This is a genomic window from Citrobacter sp. wls613 (assembly GCF_005281195.1).
In the GTDB taxonomy this organism is placed as follows: domain Bacteria; phylum Pseudomonadota; class Gammaproteobacteria; order Enterobacterales; family Enterobacteriaceae; genus Citrobacter; species Citrobacter gillenii.
Window position 1 is genome coordinate 94,556 of record NZ_SZXN01000056.1, and the last position, 20,291, is coordinate 114,846.

Annotated in this window: 10 protein-coding genes and 1 pseudogene; all 11 read left to right on the forward strand. The window is 52.2% G+C overall.

All coding sequences use genetic code 11. The annotated features are described in order from the left end of the window. On the forward strand, positions 1 to 436 hold a 436-nt coding region (rodZ, locus tag FDX01_RS23735; RefSeq protein WP_249360942.1), incomplete at its 5' end, for a cytoskeleton protein RodZ. Between the two features lie 26 nt (positions 437 to 462). Further along, positions 463 to 1,581 carry a flavodoxin-dependent (E)-4-hydroxy-3-methylbut-2-enyl-diphosphate synthase gene (gene ispG, locus FDX01_RS10605; RefSeq protein WP_096756173.1) on the forward strand — a complete coding sequence of 373 codons (1,119 nt, stop codon included), beginning with the start codon at positions 463 to 465 and terminating at the stop codon, positions 1,579 to 1,581. A gap of 110 nt (positions 1,582 to 1,691) precedes the next feature. Beyond that, a complete protein-coding gene (hisS, locus tag FDX01_RS10610) occupies positions 1,692 to 2,966 on the forward strand; it encodes a histidine--tRNA ligase (protein ID WP_096756174.1) in 1,275 nt (424 codons plus the stop codon). 13 nt (positions 2,967 to 2,979) lie between these two features. Then, positions 2,980 to 3,600 carry a YfgM family protein gene (locus FDX01_RS10615; protein WP_096756175.1) on the forward strand — a complete coding sequence of 207 codons (621 nt, stop codon included), beginning with the start codon at positions 2,980 to 2,982 and terminating at the stop codon, positions 3,598 to 3,600. A 10-nt stretch (positions 3,601 to 3,610) separates the two neighbouring features. Then, on the forward strand, positions 3,611 to 4,789 hold the full coding sequence (gene bamB / locus FDX01_RS10620; RefSeq protein ID WP_096756176.1) for an outer membrane protein assembly factor BamB: 1,179 nt from the start codon (positions 3,611 to 3,613) through the stop codon (positions 4,787 to 4,789). 116 nt (positions 4,790 to 4,905) lie between these two features. Next, complete coding sequence (gene der, locus FDX01_RS10625; protein WP_115257787.1) at positions 4,906 to 6,378, forward strand: ribosome biogenesis GTPase Der; 1,473 nt, start codon at positions 4,906 to 4,908, stop codon at positions 6,376 to 6,378. Positions 6,379 to 6,674: 296 nt separating this feature from the next. After that, positions 6,675 to 8,219 carry a peptide MFS transporter gene (locus FDX01_RS10630; RefSeq protein ID WP_115257788.1) on the forward strand — a complete coding sequence of 515 codons (1,545 nt, stop codon included), beginning with the start codon at positions 6,675 to 6,677 and terminating at the stop codon, positions 8,217 to 8,219. Positions 8,220 to 8,396: 177 nt separating this feature from the next. After that, a complete protein-coding gene (locus tag FDX01_RS10635; protein ID WP_115257789.1) occupies positions 8,397 to 8,618 on the forward strand; it encodes a zinc ribbon domain-containing protein in 222 nt (73 codons plus the stop codon). A gap of 192 nt (positions 8,619 to 8,810) precedes the next feature. Continuing rightward, positions 8,811 to 11,003, forward strand: a pseudogene (gene sinH, locus FDX01_RS10640) (intimin-like inverse autotransporter SinH). Positions 11,004 to 11,059: 56 nt separating this feature from the next. Further along, positions 11,060 to 12,025: a SinI family autotransporter-associated protein gene (locus tag FDX01_RS10645; RefSeq protein ID WP_137399753.1), complete on the forward strand. Its 966-nt coding sequence runs from the start codon at positions 11,060 to 11,062 to the stop codon at positions 12,023 to 12,025. Between the two features lie 157 nt (positions 12,026 to 12,182). After that, complete coding sequence (locus FDX01_RS10650) at positions 12,183 to 20,285, forward strand: DUF823 domain-containing adhesin (RefSeq protein ID WP_249360953.1); 8,103 nt, start codon at positions 12,183 to 12,185, stop codon at positions 20,283 to 20,285. Positions 20,286 to 20,291 lie beyond the last annotated feature (6 nt).

Consider the following 20,291-nt stretch of genomic DNA (forward strand, 5'->3'; position numbering starts at 1 on the left):
AGCGTCAGCACCTGACGCTGCCACAGTGCCAGCAGCTGCTGCAGATGCGCAACAGAATGCGGTAGTGGCACCGTCTCAGGCCAACGTAGATACAGCGACAACGGCGCCAACCTCACCGGCTACGGCGGCACCTTTGCCGACCGATCAAGCGGGTGTGACAACACTTGCCGCCGATCCTAACGCGCTGGTGATGAATTTTACCGCCGACTGCTGGCTGGAAGTCAGTGATGCGACCGGTAAAAAACTGTTTAGCGGTATGCAGCGTAAAGATGGCACGTTAAATCTTGTCGGCCAGGCACCGTACAAACTGAAAATTGGTGCACCGGCAGCAGTGCAGATTCAGTTCCAGGGTAAACCTGTCGACCTGAGTCGTTTTATCAGAACTAACCAGGTTGCGCGTCTGACCGTAAATGCCGAACAACCAGCGGCTCAGTAACAGACGGCAATGCGGGAGATTTTTTAATGCATAATCAGGCTCCAATTCAACGTAGAAAATCGACACGCATTTACGTTGGGAATGTGCCGATTGGTGATGGCGCGCCCATCGCCGTACAGTCTATGACCAATACGCGGACAACGGATGTGGCGGCGACGGTCAATCAAATCAAAGCGCTGGAACGCGTTGGGGCTGACATTGTCCGAGTCTCTGTACCGACAATGGATGCTGCAGAAGCGTTCAAGCTTATCAAACAGCAAGTCACAGTCCCGCTGGTTGCCGATATTCACTTTGACTACCGTATCGCGCTGAAAGTAGCGGAATACGGCGTCGACTGTCTGCGTATCAACCCAGGCAATATCGGTAATGAAGAGCGTATTCGCATGGTGGTGGACTGCGCTCGCGATAACAACATTCCTATCCGCATCGGCGTTAACGCCGGATCGCTGGAAAAAGATCTGCAGGAAAAATACGGCGAACCCACGCCGCAGGCGCTGCTGGAATCAGCTATGCGTCATGTGGATCATCTCGATCGTCTGAACTTCGACCAGTTCAAAGTGAGCGTTAAAGCCTCTGATGTGTTCCTTGCCGTTGAATCTTATCGTCTGTTAGCCAAACAGATCGATCAGCCGCTGCATCTGGGGATCACCGAAGCCGGTGGCGCACGCAGCGGATCGGTGAAGTCCGCGATTGGCCTGGGTTTGCTGTTGTCAGAAGGGATCGGCGATACGCTGCGCGTTTCTCTGGCGGCCGATCCGGTAGAAGAGATCAAAGTAGGCTTCGATATTCTGAAATCGCTGCGCATTCGCGCGCGTGGGATCAACTTTATCGCCTGCCCAACCTGTTCTCGTCAGGAGTTTGACGTCATCGGCACGGTTAACGCGCTGGAGCAACGTCTGGAAGACATCATCACGCCAATGGACGTTTCGATCATCGGCTGTGTGGTAAACGGTCCTGGTGAAGCGTTGGTTTCCACGCTCGGCGTGACGGGTGGCAACAAGAAAAGCGGCCTGTATGAAGACGGTGTACGTAAGGATCGTATCGATAACGACGATATGATTACCCAGCTAGAAGCCCGTATTCGTGCCAAAGCCAGCATCCTGGACGAAGCGCGTCGAATTGACGTGCAGCAGGTTGAAAAATAACAACGTGATGGGAAGCGGCGTGCTTCCCGTGTATGATTGAACCCGCATGGCGCCCGCATTGTTCGGGTTAGCGCTGAGGGTTCATTTTTATATCCATAAAGAGAATAAACGTGGCAAAAAACATTCAAGCCATTCGCGGCATGAACGATTATCTGCCTGGCGAAACCGCCATCTGGCAGCGCATTGAAGGCACTCTTAAAAACGTGCTCGGCAGCTACGGTTACAGTGAAATCCGCTTGCCGATTGTAGAGCAGACCCCGTTATTCAAACGCGCGATCGGTGAAGTGACCGACGTGGTTGAAAAAGAGATGTACACCTTTGAGGACCGTAATGGCGATAGCCTGACTTTGCGTCCTGAAGGAACGGCTGGCTGCGTACGTGCCGGCATCGAACATGGTCTCCTGTACAATCAGGAACAGCGTTTGTGGTATATCGGACCGATGTTCCGCCACGAGCGCCCGCAAAAAGGTCGCTATCGCCAATTCCATCAGCTGGGTGTCGAAGTGTTTGGCCTGCAAGGCCCGGACATTGATGCTGAGCTGATTATGCTGACCGCTCGCTGGTGGCGTGCACTGGGTATTTCTCAGCATGTTAGCCTTGAACTGAACTCCATCGGTTCTCTGGAAGCCCGTGCTAACTACCGAGATGCATTGGTGGCGTACCTGGAACAGCATAAAGACAAACTGGACGAAGACTGCAAGCGTCGCATGTATACCAACCCGTTACGTGTACTCGATTCCAAAAATCCGGAAGTGCAGGCGCTGCTCAACGACGCTCCGGCGCTGGGCGACTACCTGGATGAGGATTCACGCGCGCATTTCGCCGGTCTGTGTACGCTGCTGGAGTCAGCAGGTATTGCTTACACCGTTAACCAACGACTGGTTCGTGGTCTCGACTACTACAACCGTACCGTATTTGAGTGGGTCACCAGCAGCCTGGGCTCGCAGGGTACCGTGTGTGCGGGCGGTCGTTATGACGGTCTGGTCGAGCAACTTGGCGGTCGTGCTACGCCAGCGGTTGGCTTCGCGATGGGTCTGGAACGACTTGTTTTGTTAGTTCAGGCAGTTAATCCGGAATTTATTGCTTCTCCTGTTGTCGATATATACCTGATCGCTTCAGGTACAGATACGCAGTCGGCGGCAATGGCGCTGGCTGAACGTCTGCGCGATGAAGTTCCGGGCGTAAAACTGATGACAAACCACGGTGGCGGCAACTTTAAGAAACAGTTTGCTCGCGCCGATAAGTGGGGCGCTCGCGTTGCACTGGTACTGGGTGAGTCCGAAGTGGCTGACGGTACTGTTGTAGTGAAGGATTTGCGCACTGGTGAGCAAACGGCAGTAGCGCAGGATAGCGTTGCCGCGCATTTGCGCACTTTGACTTGCTAAGGAGAAGGACAGCGTGGAAATTTACGAGAACGAAAACGACCAGGTTGATGCGGTAAAACGCTTCTTTGCCGAAAATGGCAAAGCGCTGGTGGTTGGGGTTATTTTAGGGGTTGGCGCACTGGTTGGCTGGCGTTACTGGACCAGCCATCAGACGGAGTCCACACGCTCTGCTTCTCTGGCGTATCAAAATACAGTGACTGCGGTCAGTGCGGGTAAGCAGGACAGCATTCCTGCCGCAGAGAAATTTGCCGCAGAGAACAAAAATACCTACGGCGCGTTAGCGTCGATGGAACTGGCGCAGCAGTTTGTTGATCAAAACGAACTTGAGAAAGCCGCTACCCAGTTGCAACAAGGACTGGCGGCGACCAGCGATGAGAATCTCAAAGCGGTGATTAATCTGCGTCTTGCGCGTGTGCAAGTTCAGCTTAAACAAGCGGATACCGCGCTGAAAACGCTCGACACCATTAAAGGTGAAGGGTGGGCGGCCATTGTCGCCGATCTGCGTGGCGAAGCGTTGCTGAGCAAAGGCGATAAACAAGGCGCGCGTAGCGCATGGGAAGCGGGTGTAAAAAGCGAAGCCTCTCCTGCTCTGAGCGAAATGATGCAGATGAAAATCAATAATTTGTCCATCTGAGAGGGACCCGATGCAATTGCGTAAATTACTTCTGCCAGGGCTGCTTTCCGTTACCCTATTAAGCGGCTGTTCACTGTTTGGTGGCGAAGAAGATGTCGTTAAGATGTCCCCATTACCGGTGGTTGAAAACCAGTTTACTCCGTCTACAGCCTGGAGCACGTCTGTAGGTAACGGTATTGGTGATTTCTATTCCAATCTTCATCCTGCGCTGGCAGATAACGTTGTCTATGCGGCGGATCGTACAGGCGTCGTTAAAGCTCTGAACGCGGATGATGGCAAAGAAGTCTGGTCCGTCAATCTGGCGGAAAAAGACGGCTGGTTCTCTAGAGTCTCTGCACAGCTTTCTGGTGGTGTGACGGTTTCCGGTGGTCACGTCTATATCGGCAGCGAAAAAGCCCAGGTTTATGCGCTTAATACCAGCGACGGTACTATTGCCTGGCAGACTCGTGTTGCCGGTGAAGCGCTGTCTCGCCCGGTGGTGAGTGATGGTGTGGTATTGATTCACACCAGCAACGGTCAACTGCAGGCGTTAAACGAAGCTGACGGTGCCGTCAAATGGACCGTCAACCTGGATATGCCATCGCTTTCGTTACGCGGCGAATCAGCCCCGGCTAGCGCTTTTGGTGCGGCGATTGTCGGCGGTGATAACGGTCGCGTGAGCGCCGTGCTGATGCAACAGGGCCAGATGATTTGGCAGCAACGTATTTCTCAGGCGACCGGTCCAACAGAAATCGATCGTCTGAGTGATGTTGACACCACGCCGGTTATCGTTAATGGCGTTGTGTACGCCCTGGCTTATAATGGTAACCTGACGGCGCTGGATCTGCGCAGCGGCCAGGTTATGTGGAAACGTGAACTCGGCTCGGTGAATGATTTCATCGTCGATGGCAACCGTATCTATCTGGTAGATCAGAATGACCGCGTGCTGGCGTTAACCACTGACGGCGGCGTAACGCTGTGGACGCAGAGCGATCTGCTTCACCGTCTGCTGACGTCTCCGGCGCTGTATAATGGCAATCTGGTTGTTGGCGATAGCGAAGGCTATCTGCACTGGATTAACATTGATGATGGCCGCTTTGTGGCCCAGCAGAAAGTCGACAGCTCCGGTTTCCTGACCGAGCCAGTATCGGCTGATGGTAAACTGCTGATCCAGGCGAAAGACGGTACGCTGTATTCCATTACGCGTTAATCGTCCTGCCGCTCGCTTTGAAAAACGGCTCCTGGTGCAGGGGCCGTTTTCCTGTTTTTAACAATGGCGTAAAAATACGTCCGTTGTCTGATGATTTTTTAAATGAGGCTTTAAACATGGTACCTGTGGTCGCGCTTGTCGGGCGCCCTAACGTTGGCAAATCCACGTTATTTAACCGTCTAACTCGCACCCGAGATGCGCTGGTTGCGGATTTCCCGGGTCTGACTCGTGACCGTAAGTACGGTCGTGCTGAGATTGAAGGACGCGAGTTTATCTGTGTTGATACCGGCGGTATTGATGGCACCGAAGACGGGGTCGAAACCCGCATGGCTGCACAGTCGCTGCTAGCCATCGAAGAAGCGGATGTTGTGCTGTTCATGGTTGATGCGCGTGCTGGCCTGATGCCGGCAGATGAAGCCATCGCCAAACATCTGCGTTCGCGCCAAAAACCGACTTTCCTGGTCGCCAACAAAACTGACGGACTCGATCCGGATCAGGCGGTGGTTGATTTTTATTCGCTGGGGTTAGGTGAAATTCACCCGATCGCAGCTTCTCACGGTCGTGGTGTTCTCAGCCTGCTGGAGCACGTTCTGCTGCCGTGGATGGATGACGTAGCGCCGCAGGAAGAAGTGGATGAAGACGCGGAATACTGGGCGAAGCTGGAAGCCGAAGAAAACGGTGAAGAAGAGCCTGAAGACGACTTCAATCCGCAGGATCTGCCAATCAAACTGGCGATTGTCGGGCGTCCGAACGTCGGTAAGTCCACACTCACTAACCGTATTCTCGGCGAAGACCGCGTGGTGGTTTACGATATGCCGGGAACCACGCGTGACAGTATTTATATCCCGATGGAACGTGATGGGCGCGAATATGTGCTGATCGACACTGCAGGCGTGCGTAAGCGCGGAAAAATTACCGAAGCGGTAGAAAAATTCTCCGTTATCAAGACGCTGCAGGCGATTGAAGACGCCAACGTGGTGATGCTGGTGATTGATGCCCGCGAAGGTATTTCCGATCAGGATCTGTCGCTACTGGGCTTTATTCTCAATAGTGGGCGCTCACTTGTCATCGTCGTCAACAAGTGGGACGGCCTGACCCAGGAAGTGAAAGAGCAGGTTAAAGAGACGCTGGACTTCCGTCTGGGCTTTATCGATTTTGCCCGCGTGCACTTTATCTCTGCGCTGCACGGCAGTGGTGTGGGTAATCTGTTTGAGTCAGTGCGTGAAGCGTATGACAGCTCAACCCGCCGCGTCAGTACCGCGATGCTGACCCGCATCATGACCATGGCGACAGAAGATCACCAGCCGCCGCTGGTGCGCGGTCGTCGTGTGAAGTTGAAATATGCGCATGCTGGTGGCTATAACCCACCAATTGTGGTGATTCACGGCAACCAGGTTAAAGACCTGCCTGATTCCTACAAACGTTATCTTATGAACTACTTCCGTAAGTCGCTGGAAGTGATGGGTACGCCGATCCGTATTCAGTTCAAAGAAGGGGAAAACCCGTATGCGAATAAGCGTAATACGTTGACGCCAACACAAATGCGCAAGCGTAAGCGTTTGATTCAACATATTAAAAAAAGTAAGTAACCCTTGCTGATTATGAAAACCCGCGCTTGTCGCGGGTTTTTTTCGTCTGTTTATAGTCCTGTGTGTCTGTACAATGTCAATGACTATTCTTTTTTGACCAAGTTTAAATCTAATAAAGTAGACAATTGTCGAATTTTCATCTTAAAGTGCAGGGGTTGGTACTAGACAAAACTGGCTCCAGACCCTCAAATGGCTAATTAACTTTTCGCTACCTGTAAAAAAATCGACCAGATACATAACTGGCCGGCGTACAGCGTGGTGTTTACTCGCACAACACATATCTTTTCAGGAGAATTATGCAACCGTCTACTCAACCACAAGAAAGCCGAACGTTCTTCGGCCATCCCTATCCGCTAGGCTCGCTATTTTTCACGGAGATGTGGGAGCGTTTTTCGTTTTACGGCATCCGTCCGTTACTGATCTTATTTATGGCGGCCACCGTTTATGACGGTGGAATGGGGCTGGCGCGTGAAAATGCCTCTGCGATTGTCGGTATCTTTGCCGGTACCATGTATCTCGCTGCACTGCCGGGGGGCTGGCTGGCGGATAACTGGCTCGGCCAGCAGAAAGCGGTGTGGTATGGCTCTATTCTGATTGCGCTCGGCCACCTGTCGATTGCGCTCTCTGCCATCATGGGTAACAACCTGTTCTTTATCGGCCTGATGTTCATCGTGCTGGGTTCTGGTCTGTTTAAGACCTGTATTTCAGTCATGGTCGGTACGCTTTATAAAAAAGGCGATGCGCGCCGTGACGGCGGTTTCTCGCTGTTCTATATGGGCATCAACATCGGTTCGTTCATAGCACCGTTGATCTCCGGTTGGCTGATTAAAACGCATGGCTGGCACTGGGGTTTTGGTATTGGCGGTATCGGGATGCTGGTAGCTTTGATTATCTTCCGTATCTTTGCCGTACCGGCGATGAAACGTTACGATAGCGAAGTGGGGCTGGACTCCACCTGGAACAACCCGGTAGCGAAGAAAAACGGTGTCGGTGCGTGGTTACTCGCGCTGGCTGCAGGTGTGGCCGTCGTTGTTACGCTGATTGCGCAGGGTGTGATTGTGATTAACCCGGTTGCGGTAGCCAGCATGCTGGTGTACGTGATTGCGGCATCCGTCGCCTGTTACTTCATCTACCTGTTTGTCTTTGCGGGCCTGAACCGTAAAGAGCGCGCGAGACTGCTGGTCTGCTTTATCTTGCTGGTTTCTGCGGCGTTCTTCTGGTCTGCGTTTGAGCAGAAACCGACTTCGTTTAACCTGTTTGCCAACGACTACACTAACCGTATGATCGGGGACTTTGAAATCCCGGCCGTGTGGTTCCAGTCGATTAACGCCCTGTTTATCATTCTGCTGGCGCCGGTATTCAGCTGGGCGTGGCCTAAACTTGCGAGCATGAACATTCGCCCAAGCAGTATCACCAAGTTTGTTATCGGCATTCTCTGTGCGGCGGCAGGCTTTGGCATAATGATGCTTGCAGCGCAGGATGTGCTGACAAATGGCGGCGCGGGCGTTTCTCCATTCTGGCTGGTGGGCAGTATCCTGATGCTGACGCTCGGCGAACTGTGCCTGAGCCCAATTGGTCTGGCGACCATGACGCTGCTGGCGCCAGAAAGAATGCGTGGTCAGATGATGGGGCTGTGGTTCTGTGCAAGCGCGCTGGGTAACCTGGCCGCAGGCCTGATTGGTGGTCACGTGAAGGCTGACCAGTTGGATATGCTGCCAGACCTGTTTGCGCGTTGCTCCATTGCGCTGCTTATCTGCGCCGCGGTCCTGATCGTCCTCATTGTTCCGATCCGCCGTATGCTGGAAAATACCCAGACTAAACCGGCAGCTAACGCGAAGTAATCCCTCCATTTCGCCGGGGTGGCGTTATGCCCCGGCAATCCAGCCCATACCACACCATCCCCTGTTTATCACTACCGCATCTTTGCACCATTTGAGGTGTCCGCATCGGCGTCGGTCTCATTCATTCGGTGAATCGTGTTAAAATCCAGACAGTGAAAATTATCTCAAGGAGTTATCATGTCGGTTACTTGCCCGGATTGTCATACACCAGTAGAGCCACAAAACGGAGCGGCGCACTGCGAAAACTGTCATAAAGATATTCAGCTTGAAGCGCGTTGTCCGGAGTGTCATCAGCAACTCCAGATATTAAAAGCCTGCGGTGCTGTGGACTACTTTTGTCCGCATGGGCATGGACTTATTTCGAAGAAACGCGTCGAATTTTTCATTAATAATAATTAAAAGTAAATTTAGAGTTTCTAATTTGCCTACTTATTTTTATGTCTGATATTATCGATAGTAGGCAATATTTAGAATGTTTATATATTCATTCGCGTAATGAATTGATATTTACATTGTAAGCCGGAGTGAATTTCTCGATATAAAACAATATTATATTTTAGTTATTGCGATAAACTCAAGGATGGTTGTCGTATGGCGCAATGGATGCGCATTCTCATACTCGTGTTACTTTATGGTGGCGTTGTTTCAGCCTCAGGCACCAGTGTATCTCCAGTAGCTGAAAAAGTGAGTGAAACCTCATTACCTGATTTAGCCAGTGACTCAGCGCAAAAAAAAGAACAAGAGAATCTCGGAAAATCATATACAGAAAAAAGCGCTGACTATTTTATTAATTCTGCCACGCAAGGGTTTGATAATCTAACACCAGAAGCGCTTGAATCTCAGGCCCGTAGCTATTTTCAGGGGCAAATGACTTCGTCTGCACAATCTGGAATTGAATCATTAATGTCGCCCTATGGCAAAGTGCGTACCAACCTGGCAATTGGTGAAGGGGGGGATCTGGAAGGTAGTTCGCTGGATTATTTTGTTCCCTGGTACGATACCCAAAGCACATTGTTTTTTAGTCAGTTTTCAGCCCAGCGAAAAGAAGATCGTACCATTGGTAACGTGGGGTTCGGCGTGCGTCAGAATGTAGGGGCGTGGTTGCTGGGGAGCAACGTGTTTTATGACTACGATTTTACGCGTGGTCACCGCCGTCTGGGTTTAGGTGGCGAGGCGTGGACCGATTTTCTGCGTTTTTCCGGAAACTATTACCATCCTCTGTCGGACTGGAAAGATTCCGAAGATTTTGAGTTTTACGAAGAACGTCCGGCTCAAGGCTGGGACGTGCGGACAGAGGCGTGGCTACCATTCTATCCGCAGCTTGGCGGCAAACTGATTTATGAGCAGTATTATGGTGATGAGGTCGCGCTGTTCGGGACAGATAACCTGCAAAAAAATCCGCACGCTGTGACCGTTGGAATGAGTTACACACCGGTTCCTTTACTTACGCTGGCGGCAGATTATAAGGCTGGTACGGGAGACAATACTGACTTAAGCGTAACGGCATCAATGACCTACCAGTTTGGTACTCCGCTGGCAGCACAGCTTGATCCCGAAAATGTGAAAACCCAGCACTCGTTGGCTGAAAGCCGCACCGATTTTGTCGATCGTAATAACTTTATCGTTCTGGAATACCGCGAAAAGGATCCGCTGGATGTCACTCTGTGGCTGAAAGCCGATGAAACCAACGAAAACCCAGAATGTGTCATTCAGGACAAACCGGAAGCCGGTATTGGCCTGGAGAAATGTAAATGGACGATCAACGCGCTCATTAACCATCGCTATAAAATTATTACAGCCTCATGGCAGGCGAAAAACAACGCCAACCGCACGCTGGTGATGCCGGTGGTAAAAGCGAACATGCTCACAGAAGGTAACAATAACCGCTGGAATTTGGTGCTACCAGCGTGGATCAATGCCAGCACAGAAGAAGAACGCACGACGTTGAATACCTGGAAAGTCCGCATCACCCTGGAAGATGATAAGGGGAACAAACAGAACTCGGGCATTGCGGAAATTACCGTGCAGCAGGACCGCCGGATTGAGCTGGTTGTCGATAATATCGCTGATGCTGATCGTACCGATCACAGCCACGCTGCCAGTGCACAGGCTGATGGTGCTGATGGCGTGGTGCTGGACGTGCTGTTAACCGATTCGAATGGTGATACCACCGACCGTAATGGCAACGAGCTGGTTGATGACGTAATGACCCCTGAGCTGTACGACAGCAATGATAAAAAAGTCGCGCTGTCGACGACGGCGTGTACTGTAGAAAACCCCTGTGTATTTATCGCTAATCGAGACAAAACGGCGGGTACGGTTACGTTGTCGAGTACGTTGCCTGGAACCTACCGCTGGAAAGCAAATACGGATGTTTATGGCGACAGTAACTATGTTGACGTTACCTTTCTGGGAAGTGACTCCGGTGGTGTCAGCGGTATCATCTATCAAGTAAAAGCCGCACAGCCGGTCAATTTGATGGGCAAAGAACAACAACACCCCACGCTCAATAATACCTACCGCTTCGCGCTTTGACGTGATGCCAACAGCGATAGCGTATTCCAGATGTCAGAGCAGCTGACGGAAGAAGAAATGGCGCAGTATGACTACCAGTGGGAGTTCACTGGGCAGAGCACGCATGGGCATACCGGCGCCGAGTCAAATACCACCAATGAAGATCTAGTTCTTCCTGCAACCAACAAAGAGGCCGCGCAGAAATTTGGCGCGAATGTCCAGGATGGCGTTCAGGGATACGGCATACGGGTTTCGTATAGCCAGAAATAGCACAGCGTAGTGGCTGAGCGGCCAATCGCTGAAACATAAAGAAAAGGAGAGTCTTAATGCAGCAAATCGTAAAACGTCGACTAACTAAGGTCGCTCTGGCACTGGTAGTCGCAGGATATTGTTCCGTTCCGGCTATGGCGGCAAATGGCAATCTTAAGAGTGGACAATGGCAGATTGTTTCCGACAGCACGGGGACGATTCAGGGGACTGTACCGTGGATCACTCGCGCGGCAGATAAAACTACAGATACCGACAAAGATCATGTGACGGTCACTGTCGAACGCGCTAGTCGTACGGTCATCAGCGAAGGTGACAAGCAGTTCCACGTGGGCGATAAGGTGACGCTCAACTGGGCGATTGGCGATACGGAAGGTGACCTTGACGCCAACAATACCGCCACCAAAGCGACAATGGTTTGGGTGCGTTCTAAGAACCAGGATGGTTCGGATGCGGCAGAGATTAGCGGAACAACTGGGCAGGATAGCTACACCATTCAGGCCGATGATGCCGACTATTATCTCGGTATCAAAATGACACCAACCACCACCACCGGGGATCCCAACGCTGCCACCGTACTGCTGCTCGGTGACCTTTCTACCAACGCGGGCGGCGGTGCGGACGATGATGATATTCCGGAAGGTCCAGTGGTTGATGAAAACGTGAAAGTGGTGGTTTACGAGTCAGGTTCGACGACTAACCTGTTGGGTACGGCGACTACACTTAAAACCAATACCACCTATAAAGTTCTGCTGTGGAAAGATAAAAACAGTAACGGCACCTACGATACCGGTGAAGACGTTACCAGCGATTACAACTACCGCTGGAAATTTACCGGCAACAGTAAGCAACTGGGCGCGGCGGGCGGTCTTGTCAGCGGTACCTATAACAACACCGATCTGGTGGTTCCAGTTACCAATGCCGAAGCGAAGAGTGCCTTCGACAACGGCGAAAGCGGTGGTGTTACCCTTGGCAACGATGGCGTGCAGGGTTACGGACTGTCTATCGATTATCAACGCAAATAATACTTACCCGACCATCCCTGCAAAGGGATGGTCTTTTCCGCGTCTTTTGCTTAGCTAACGGTTAAGCAAAAGATGTTGAATACAGAGCAAATACAGGTGGATATAGCTTATGGATGGCAGTCTGCGCAGGGAAGGGATTTCCCACTTTTTATTGATCATGCTGTTAATGTTCAGCAGTTTTTCTGCGCCAGTGTCCGGTGCGTTGAAAAGCGGTACCTGGCAGGAAGTGAACACCTCAACCGATGCAATCAACGGTACTGTACCGCTGGCCGACGGTGTCACGATCCCTGTCTATCAGGGCAGTATTCAGCTCAAGTCAGATGAAACCAACACCGTTAATTTTAGTGCTATGCCGCGTGACTTCAACACCGACGATACGGCTAGCGCGCTGCAGCTCGTTAATCCTCTGGATACCGAAGGCGATATTTTTGCGGTACCGCCTGTTCGTTGGGAAGAGAAAACGCCGAACGTTGCCCTAACCTGGGCCGATGCTGCGACTCCGGATGAGCCACTCAATCCGCAGCCTGTCGCCAATCAAACATTCTGTGCGCAGAATATGGCCGGGAAAAGCTATGTAATCTGGCCGAAAATTGAGAACGATGATTCATCCACGCCGGCTGTTTTATATCTGCAAACGATCACGGGTACCCCCTTCAGCAATGCCACCACCCTGCTAGAGCAGAAGATTCCGGTAACGATTACCGCCGCGGCTGGCGATCCAGTGAAGGTAACGGCGGATAATTACAACGAAACGCTGAAAGCTGCAAAGGTGAATGTGGGCGGGAGCATTACGCTGGCGGTCACCACGCATGACTGTCAGGGTAATGCTGTAGGTAATACGGCATTTGTAATCACCCGTGGCGATGCACTGAACCGCCAGAATACCGTGAATAATACTGCACCCGTGCATGTTGGCGACACCGAACTGACCACCACGACAACGGAATATCACGGCACCACTGATGCTAATGGTAACGCCAGCGTTGTAATCACGCAGGCGAATGGCCCTGGTGTCAAAACTCCGCTGACGGTTTCTCCGGCCAATGCCACCACGTTGAAAGCTAGCGTTGATGTGATTTTCACCACACTAACCAGCCCGGATAGCACCAATGCCAATATGTGGGGGCATATGGCGGAAACCTCCAGCGCGGATGTGGAAGGTGAAACCTATACCTTCACTCGACCGAAGCTCGCGGCAGAAGCAGAAGGTACAAGCGGGACCGTGAGTGCAAATAACGAGACTTGGGCGCTATTTAACTGGAGTGGTGCCGATGAACACTGTGACATTTTACCCGATGCGCGTCAGTTAATGGGGTTGAAAATTGCTCGCGGCGATCTGGCGAACCAGTTGGGTTGGCCGGTGGCGGGTACCAATGAGTATTGGTCATCGTCGGCAGGGACGCTGGCGACGAATCACTTAGGTGTCAATATGTTCAGCCGTCGTGTTGTTGAAGAACCCGATACGACAACATCAGTGGTGAGCTGTGTCGATAAAGCCTCGCCGGACGTGACGCCTGCGTTGACGTTGACGCTGGATAATATGGATAGCAGTCTGAATGCTGCAAAGGTGCCGGTGGGGGACTCTATCAGTATGAGAATCACCATTACCGATAAAGAGACCGGTTCAGCACTGCCTTATCGCTATTTTGATCTGTTTGTCGGTGATGAGCAGAACCGTAAGGGGCAAACCAATACCGAGGCTCAGGCTGAAGGGGCTAAATACGGTTGGGATGACAATCCGGTGCTGGTGGGCATTGAAGGTTCCGGTACGCCGAATCATTACCATGGTATTACCGACGCCAACGGCCAGCTGTCGTTGGAGTTAACGCAGAACAACGGTGCAGGCGTTCTGACACCGCTGCGTGTGGTACTGGCGGATGGCACCGAATCCACGGCTAACGTCATCTTTACTGTAGTAACAAGTCCGGATGTTACGCAGGCACGCATGTGGGGTCATATGCAGGGCGTTGTTGAGGCGGGTAATATCTACAAACGACCACTGCTAGCGGGTGAGGCAACGGCAAATACCAGTTCAACCGTTGAGAATCATGAGGACTGGGCGACTTTTAATTCCGTCACTGCGGCGACCGCACAGTGTGGTGTGGGGCAAGTGCCGGGGCAGGTGATTCTGGATGCGCTCTATTCGGCCCACTCTGGCAACGCCATGCTGACCAATTATGGTTGGCCAACTGCCAGCCATAGCTATATTTCCGCTGATACCGACGGTACTCAGACTGCGCACGTCAATCTCGCGAACGGCACCGATGCGATGTTTAGCGGTACAGAACCCAACTATCTCAGCTGCTCTGGCAACGAACTGGTTACACAGCTAGACGTGTCAATGAATGGTGATGCCAATCTACGTCAGGCGGTGGCGAAGGTGGGTGAGCAGATAACCATGACGGTGCACTCGGTCAATGCGCTGAACGGGCTGGTTGTCCCTAATGCGGCGTTTACCGTCACGATGGCACACGGTAAAAACCGTAGCGGACTGACTGCAGGTTATATCGATGCAACTGATGGTACGTTGGTGATGGGCGGCGAGTCTTTTGGCTCATCTCAGGCCTCTATGACGTATCAGGGAATGACTGATGACAGCGGTAACGCGACGCTTATCATCGAGCAACCGCAGGGAGTTGGGTTACTGACTCAACTGAGCATTGTCCCCGTCAATTCGCTTATCACAACGCCGATAGCTCGTAGTGTGAAGTTTACGGTACCGACCAGTCCGGACACGGCAAATGCGGAAATGTGGGGCCACATGGCGGATACGGTGACCGCGGATGGCCTGACATTTGAGCGGCCTAAGCTGGCAACAGAGGTCACTGCAACGCGAACTCAGGAGGAAGATAACGAAACGTGGGCGCGCATCACGCATACCGATGCGGCGGGCAGTACCGGGGCTGGTGGATGTGCGGCAAACCGCTTGCCTCGCGCCGATCAACTCAGTGCGCTGTATAACGCCAACAGCAGTGGAGCTATGCACAATGTCCAAGGCTGGCCGGTGGCTCAATCATACTGGTCGGCGACGTTTGCCAGTGAGACCACGTGGAAAATGATGTCGCTAGCCAGTGGCGCAGAAAGTACCGGCGGTAACGCCTCTGTCTATACCAGCTGTCTTGCCAGTGATAACCCCGTTGCCTCCACTATTACCATTGAGGCGGTAACCCCTGCGCAGTGGAGCGATGTTGTGCAGGCGGCTAAGGTGAAAAAGGGCGATACGCTGGCGCTTAAGTTGACGGTAAAAGATGCCAGCGGTAATCCGTTGCCTGGCGTGCCGTTTGTGTTGAGTCGCGGCGATGGATATACGCGCCAGGGTAGCAAACATATTGCCGGTAGCGGTGATGGTATTGTGTCACCCGTGGTGATTGATGGTGAATCGCTGAATGATACGGTGACAAAAATTGGCGGCATTACTGGCGATGATGGTAGCAAAACGATTAGCGTTACCCGTCCGGATACCCATGGCACCAAAGTCGCGATAACCGCCATGTTGTATGACAACGCCAGTGTGAGCGACAGTCTGGACACCATCTTCACCGTGGTATCCAGCCCGGATAGCGATAAAGCCGCTATGTGGGGGCATATGCCGGAAACCGTCACGGCGGCGAACGGTGCAGTATTTAAGCGACCACTGTTGTTGGCTGAAATTGCCAGCGGCGTTACCGCAGGTAGCGTAACTGAAAATAATGAAGCTTGGGGAACTGTAGATTTCCACTCGATTTCTACTGCTTGTGGTGCGGCTTATGTTCCGACACTGGCAGATCTGCAGTCGCTATATTCGGGGTGGCCGAGCGGAGCGATGAATACACAGCAGGGCTGGCCGCTGGATGGAAAAAACTACCAAAACAGCACCGCCGATCTCAGCCGCGCAACGGATAATCGCTATGTTAAATCGCTCAACCTGCGCGATAACGGCATCACGTCGCAATTGTGGAGCGAAAAGCTCTATTTCTCCTGTTTGCAGAGTGCGCATTCTACGGCAACGCATCTGACGTTGACCTCAACGCTCTATAAAGAGAGTGACGGCTTCGCCAAAGCGAAAGTAGGTGAAACCATCCCGATTGTTATTACCACCCTCGACGACAGCGGTAATCCGGTGGGCAATACGCCGGTTATCTTTACACGCGGTGACAGCGTGGGGCGCAGTAATCAGGACGTTAACGCGACTGAAGCCGCAGCTATTCAGATTAACCAGGGCACTGGCATTGATAGCGGCGTTGAGTACTACACGGCCACCGGTGACGATGGGACGGTGACGCTGAGTATTAACCAAGACGATGGCGCGGGATTCAGTACGCCATTACAGGCATCGATTGAGAATATCACCAACACCAGTCAGTCTTTATCAGCGATTTTTACCGTAGTGACCAGCCCGGATACGGCAAAAGCCAACTATTGGGGGCATATGGCCGAAACGGTGACTGACAGTGCAGGGTTGGTGTATAAACGCCCGCTGTTGTCGAGCGAGTTTAGCGCTACACCGGGTAAAACGGTGACTATCGTCAATGGCAGTTATGATAAAGGTGAAACGTGGGGAATGCTCACCGCCAGTGAGGCTTGGAAAGGTACTAACGGTTGCGGACGTAGCAATTTGCCAATCACGGCGAATTTGCAGACGCTGTACACCCGCTATCCTGACGGAGCAATGCGTACTATCAACGGTTGGCCGATGAGCAATAACGGCGCCGTCAGCGATAGTCAGTACTGGTGGTCTGGTGATTCTGTGTTGTCTGAGGATGCTAGCCAGTTACAGTATGCGGCAGTCAATCTATTGAGTGCTGCGGATATTAAATCCACAACCAGTACATCAACCTATTACATGCAAACCTGTCTTGCCTCACCGCGCCAGCTTGCCAGCAAGCTAACGCTGACGCTTGCCAATGAAGATGAAACGACAGGCATCGCGAAAGCGAAAAAAGGCAAGAAGATTGCCGCGACTGTTATGGTTACCGATACAACCGGACTACCGGTGAGCAATGCGTTGGTGAAGATTACCCGTAGTGATGCCAAAACCCGTGCGAACGTGATTTATACCACTAACAACGCAGACGATATCACACTGAGTGATATTTCTTCAGGCCAGGTCAGCACTCTGCTGGATACTAAAGAAAAATACCTTTACGTACAGACAGATGCCCAAGGACTCATGACGTTTAACATCACGCAAGATAGCACTACTGGTCTGCAAACAACCATTAGTGCGACGCTGGCGGATGACAGTAAAGTAACGGACAGTAAAAATGCCATTTTCACGGTAATTACTAGCCCGGATACCAGCATCGCGAAATATTGGGGTCATATGCCCGAGACGTTTACCAACAGTAAAAACGTTGAATTTAAACGTCCGCTGCTGCGAGCAGAGCTCTCGTCGACAAGCAACACGACAGCATACTCGCTGACCGGGGGCGGAGAAGTCTGGTACTCAACAACGAACATGGCGTATTTAGTACAGTGCGATCAGATGAGCACCGCCTCAGCGAGCGATCTGGCGACGCTGCAAAGCGACCACCCGAACGGTGGTTTAATGACACAGTTTGGTTTGCCGGTAAGCAGCACTTCGTTGCCGTGGATGGCTGGCAATTTGATCGTTAATGCTGCCCATACCGGCGTAATCTCGCAAAGCGTTAATTTGTTCTCGGGTGAAAATACACAAGCGAGTTCTCAGGCGACCTTGCAACTGTGCCGTGTGGAGCCAAGAACGCTGAATATTACGCTAACCTCCAGCTTGCCATGGGATGCGAACAAAGCGGGATACCTGGCGAAAAAAGGTGAGAAAATCCCACTGACAATTAGCATCACCGATAATGCTGGGCAGCCTCAGGTGGGTGTGAGTATTAAATTTTACCGTGGGCTTTCAAATTTTCGAAATGCACCAGGTTCCTCCACAAACGATACGCTTGCGGAATCCTACACACTTTTAGAACCGGTTTCGCCAGCGTCGGATGCTGTGACGCAAAAATACAATTTGTCACCGACATACTGGTATGGCACGACTGACAGTAACGGTAAAGTTCAGCTCAATGTGAGCCAGGATAGTACGACGGGGTTGAAAACCGAATTCTATGCAGTGATTGTGGACAACAATGTCTCGACCGAGGGTGTTGGCGGTATCTTTACCGTCTTGACCAGCCCGGACGTCGATACGGCTTTCCGCTGGGGCCATATGCCGGAGACGGTTGAAGGGCCGGACGGCGTCACCTATACGCGTCCAAAATTACAGTCAGAAGTCCCATCAGGCGTAGGTTTCTATAATAAAAACAATGAATATTGGGCGCATCCAACGGCTGTTCAAGCTCAAACGGCAGGGGCAACGGGCTGTGATCCTACCTACCAACCGCTGCTGAGCGATTTGCAGGCGCTGTATAATAAATACCCGAACACTGAACTGGAAACTACCTATGGCTGGCCACTGTCGTCGGGCAGAAACTGGTGGGCAGTAGACTTATCCAGTACAGGCCAATATCAAAGCCTTAATTTAAGCACGGGTACGAGTAATGCCACGACGTCGTCGACCACGATGCAGATGCAAGCCTGCCGAACGACGCCTCATGCGCCGCAACCGGCAACGATTGAACTGACATCCAGTGTTTTCGATGAAGCGGGTCAGTACGTTAAGGTGAAAAAAGGCGAAACCATCCCGCTGACCGTCACGGTGAAAGATGTGAATGGCAGCCCAGCCGCGAATGCCGCCTTTACCATTTCGCGTAGCGACGGCATATCGCGCAGTGGCCTGGTGAAGACCACCGATAACAAAGGGGCGACGGACGATCTTGCGCTAGAGGAACTGACGCCAACACCTGCGACCACGGTGCTGGGCACTAAGGCCAGCACCTATAGCGGCGTGACGGGGGCAGACGGCACCGCCACATTTAGTTTGAGCCAGGATGATGCTATGGGGCTTAAGACCACGATTACGGCGAAATTAGGGACTTATCCAACGCCAACGGCCGCCCTCGATACGATATTTACTGTCGTGACCAGCCCGGATACCGATAAAGCCGCGTACTGGGGCCATATGCCAGAAACCGCGACCAACAGTGCAGGTGTTGCCTTCCGACGCCCGCTGCTCGCCGCTGAAATGGCATCGTACAGCAGCACGTATTCTTATAACAACGAAGTCTGGCCTCTGGTCACCGCCGGAAATACGGATATCGCAGGTGCGACAGGCTGCGATAAGGCGTATCAACCGCTGAAGAGTGACATGGAAACGTTATTTATCGATAACCTTAGCGTTTCAGGTGGTGTCGGTACCGTTTACGGCTGGCCTAGTGGCTCCAATGAACCCTGGTGGGCCGGAGATAAACAGGCAAATACCGGAAACTACCAATATATTATGCTGAGCACTGGCGGTGGTGGATCTACCAGTTCATCAAGTACCAAAGGTGCGCAGGTTTGTCTGGTTGAACCTCGAATTACTGCGGCAGCTATTACGCTGACCTCGACAGCGATGGATACGGCGAAGGCGTCGGCGGTAGCGGAGAAAGGCAAGACTATCCCGCTGACCGTTACGGTAAAAGATACCAGCGGTAATCCAGTCGCTAATGCCAGCTTTACTCTCTCACGAGGCGATTCGACAAACCGGGCGGGCGTGGTAATAACCGATGGTGACGTTGAGGCGGAGATGGGGGCGGATGATTTAGTTCTTCGTGAGGTCACTCCATCCAGCTCGACCATAGACATGAGCAATACCGCCAGCATCTTTACCGGAACCACGGGGGCTGATGGTATAGCGACCTTTACTCTGAGTCAGGATAAGAGCCTGGGGTTGAAAACGGCGCTAACGGCAGCGTTGCCCAATAACGCTCAGGCGAGCGCTACGCTCGATAATATTTTTACGGTGTTAACGAGCCCGGATACGAATAAAGCGCAATTCTGGGGGCATATGAAGGAGACCATGGCCTTGAATGGCAAGACTATCCAGCGCCCACTGTTGCTGGCGGAACTTCCTTCTGGCGTTACACCGCCGCTTCATATCATGATGAATAATGAGGATTGGACGATGGCGCACACGATTGATTCCAGCACCTGGGATCTGGCTGCCCAGTGCGGTAGTTTACAGAAAGCACCGACTGCGGATGATCTGGAAGCGTTGTATTCCGTTTTCAATAAGACCGGATGGCCAACAACGTCCAGCTACAGCTATTTGTCTCAAACAAAAGGGACCAAAAATTACTGTGCCTTTAACCTGTCAGCTGGCGGTGAAAACTGCACTATCGATGCGGGTAAAACGGCAGGGTTCGCGACCTGCGCGCAGTAGCTCTCC

What these genes read in the sequence shown, in the direction of transcription:
- FDX01_RS10650 (WP_249360953.1), top strand. Translation starts at nt 12,183, where the DNA reads ATGCTGTTAATGTTCAGCAGTTTTTCTGCGCCAGTGTCCGGTGCGTTG.
- FDX01_RS10635 (WP_115257789.1), top strand. Translation starts at nt 8,397, where the DNA reads ATGTCGGTTACTTGCCCGGATTGTCATACACCAGTAGAGCCACAAAAC.
- bamB (WP_096756176.1), top strand. Translation starts at nt 3,611, where the DNA reads ATGCAATTGCGTAAATTACTTCTGCCAGGGCTGCTTTCCGTTACCCTA.
- FDX01_RS10645 (WP_137399753.1), top strand. Translation starts at nt 11,060, where the DNA reads ATGCAGCAAATCGTAAAACGTCGACTAACTAAGGTCGCTCTGGCACTG.
- ispG (WP_096756173.1), top strand. Translation starts at nt 463, where the DNA reads ATGCATAATCAGGCTCCAATTCAACGTAGAAAATCGACACGCATTTAC.
- der (WP_115257787.1), top strand. Translation starts at nt 4,906, where the DNA reads ATGGTACCTGTGGTCGCGCTTGTCGGGCGCCCTAACGTTGGCAAATCC.
- FDX01_RS10630 (WP_115257788.1), top strand. Translation starts at nt 6,675, where the DNA reads ATGCAACCGTCTACTCAACCACAAGAAAGCCGAACGTTCTTCGGCCAT.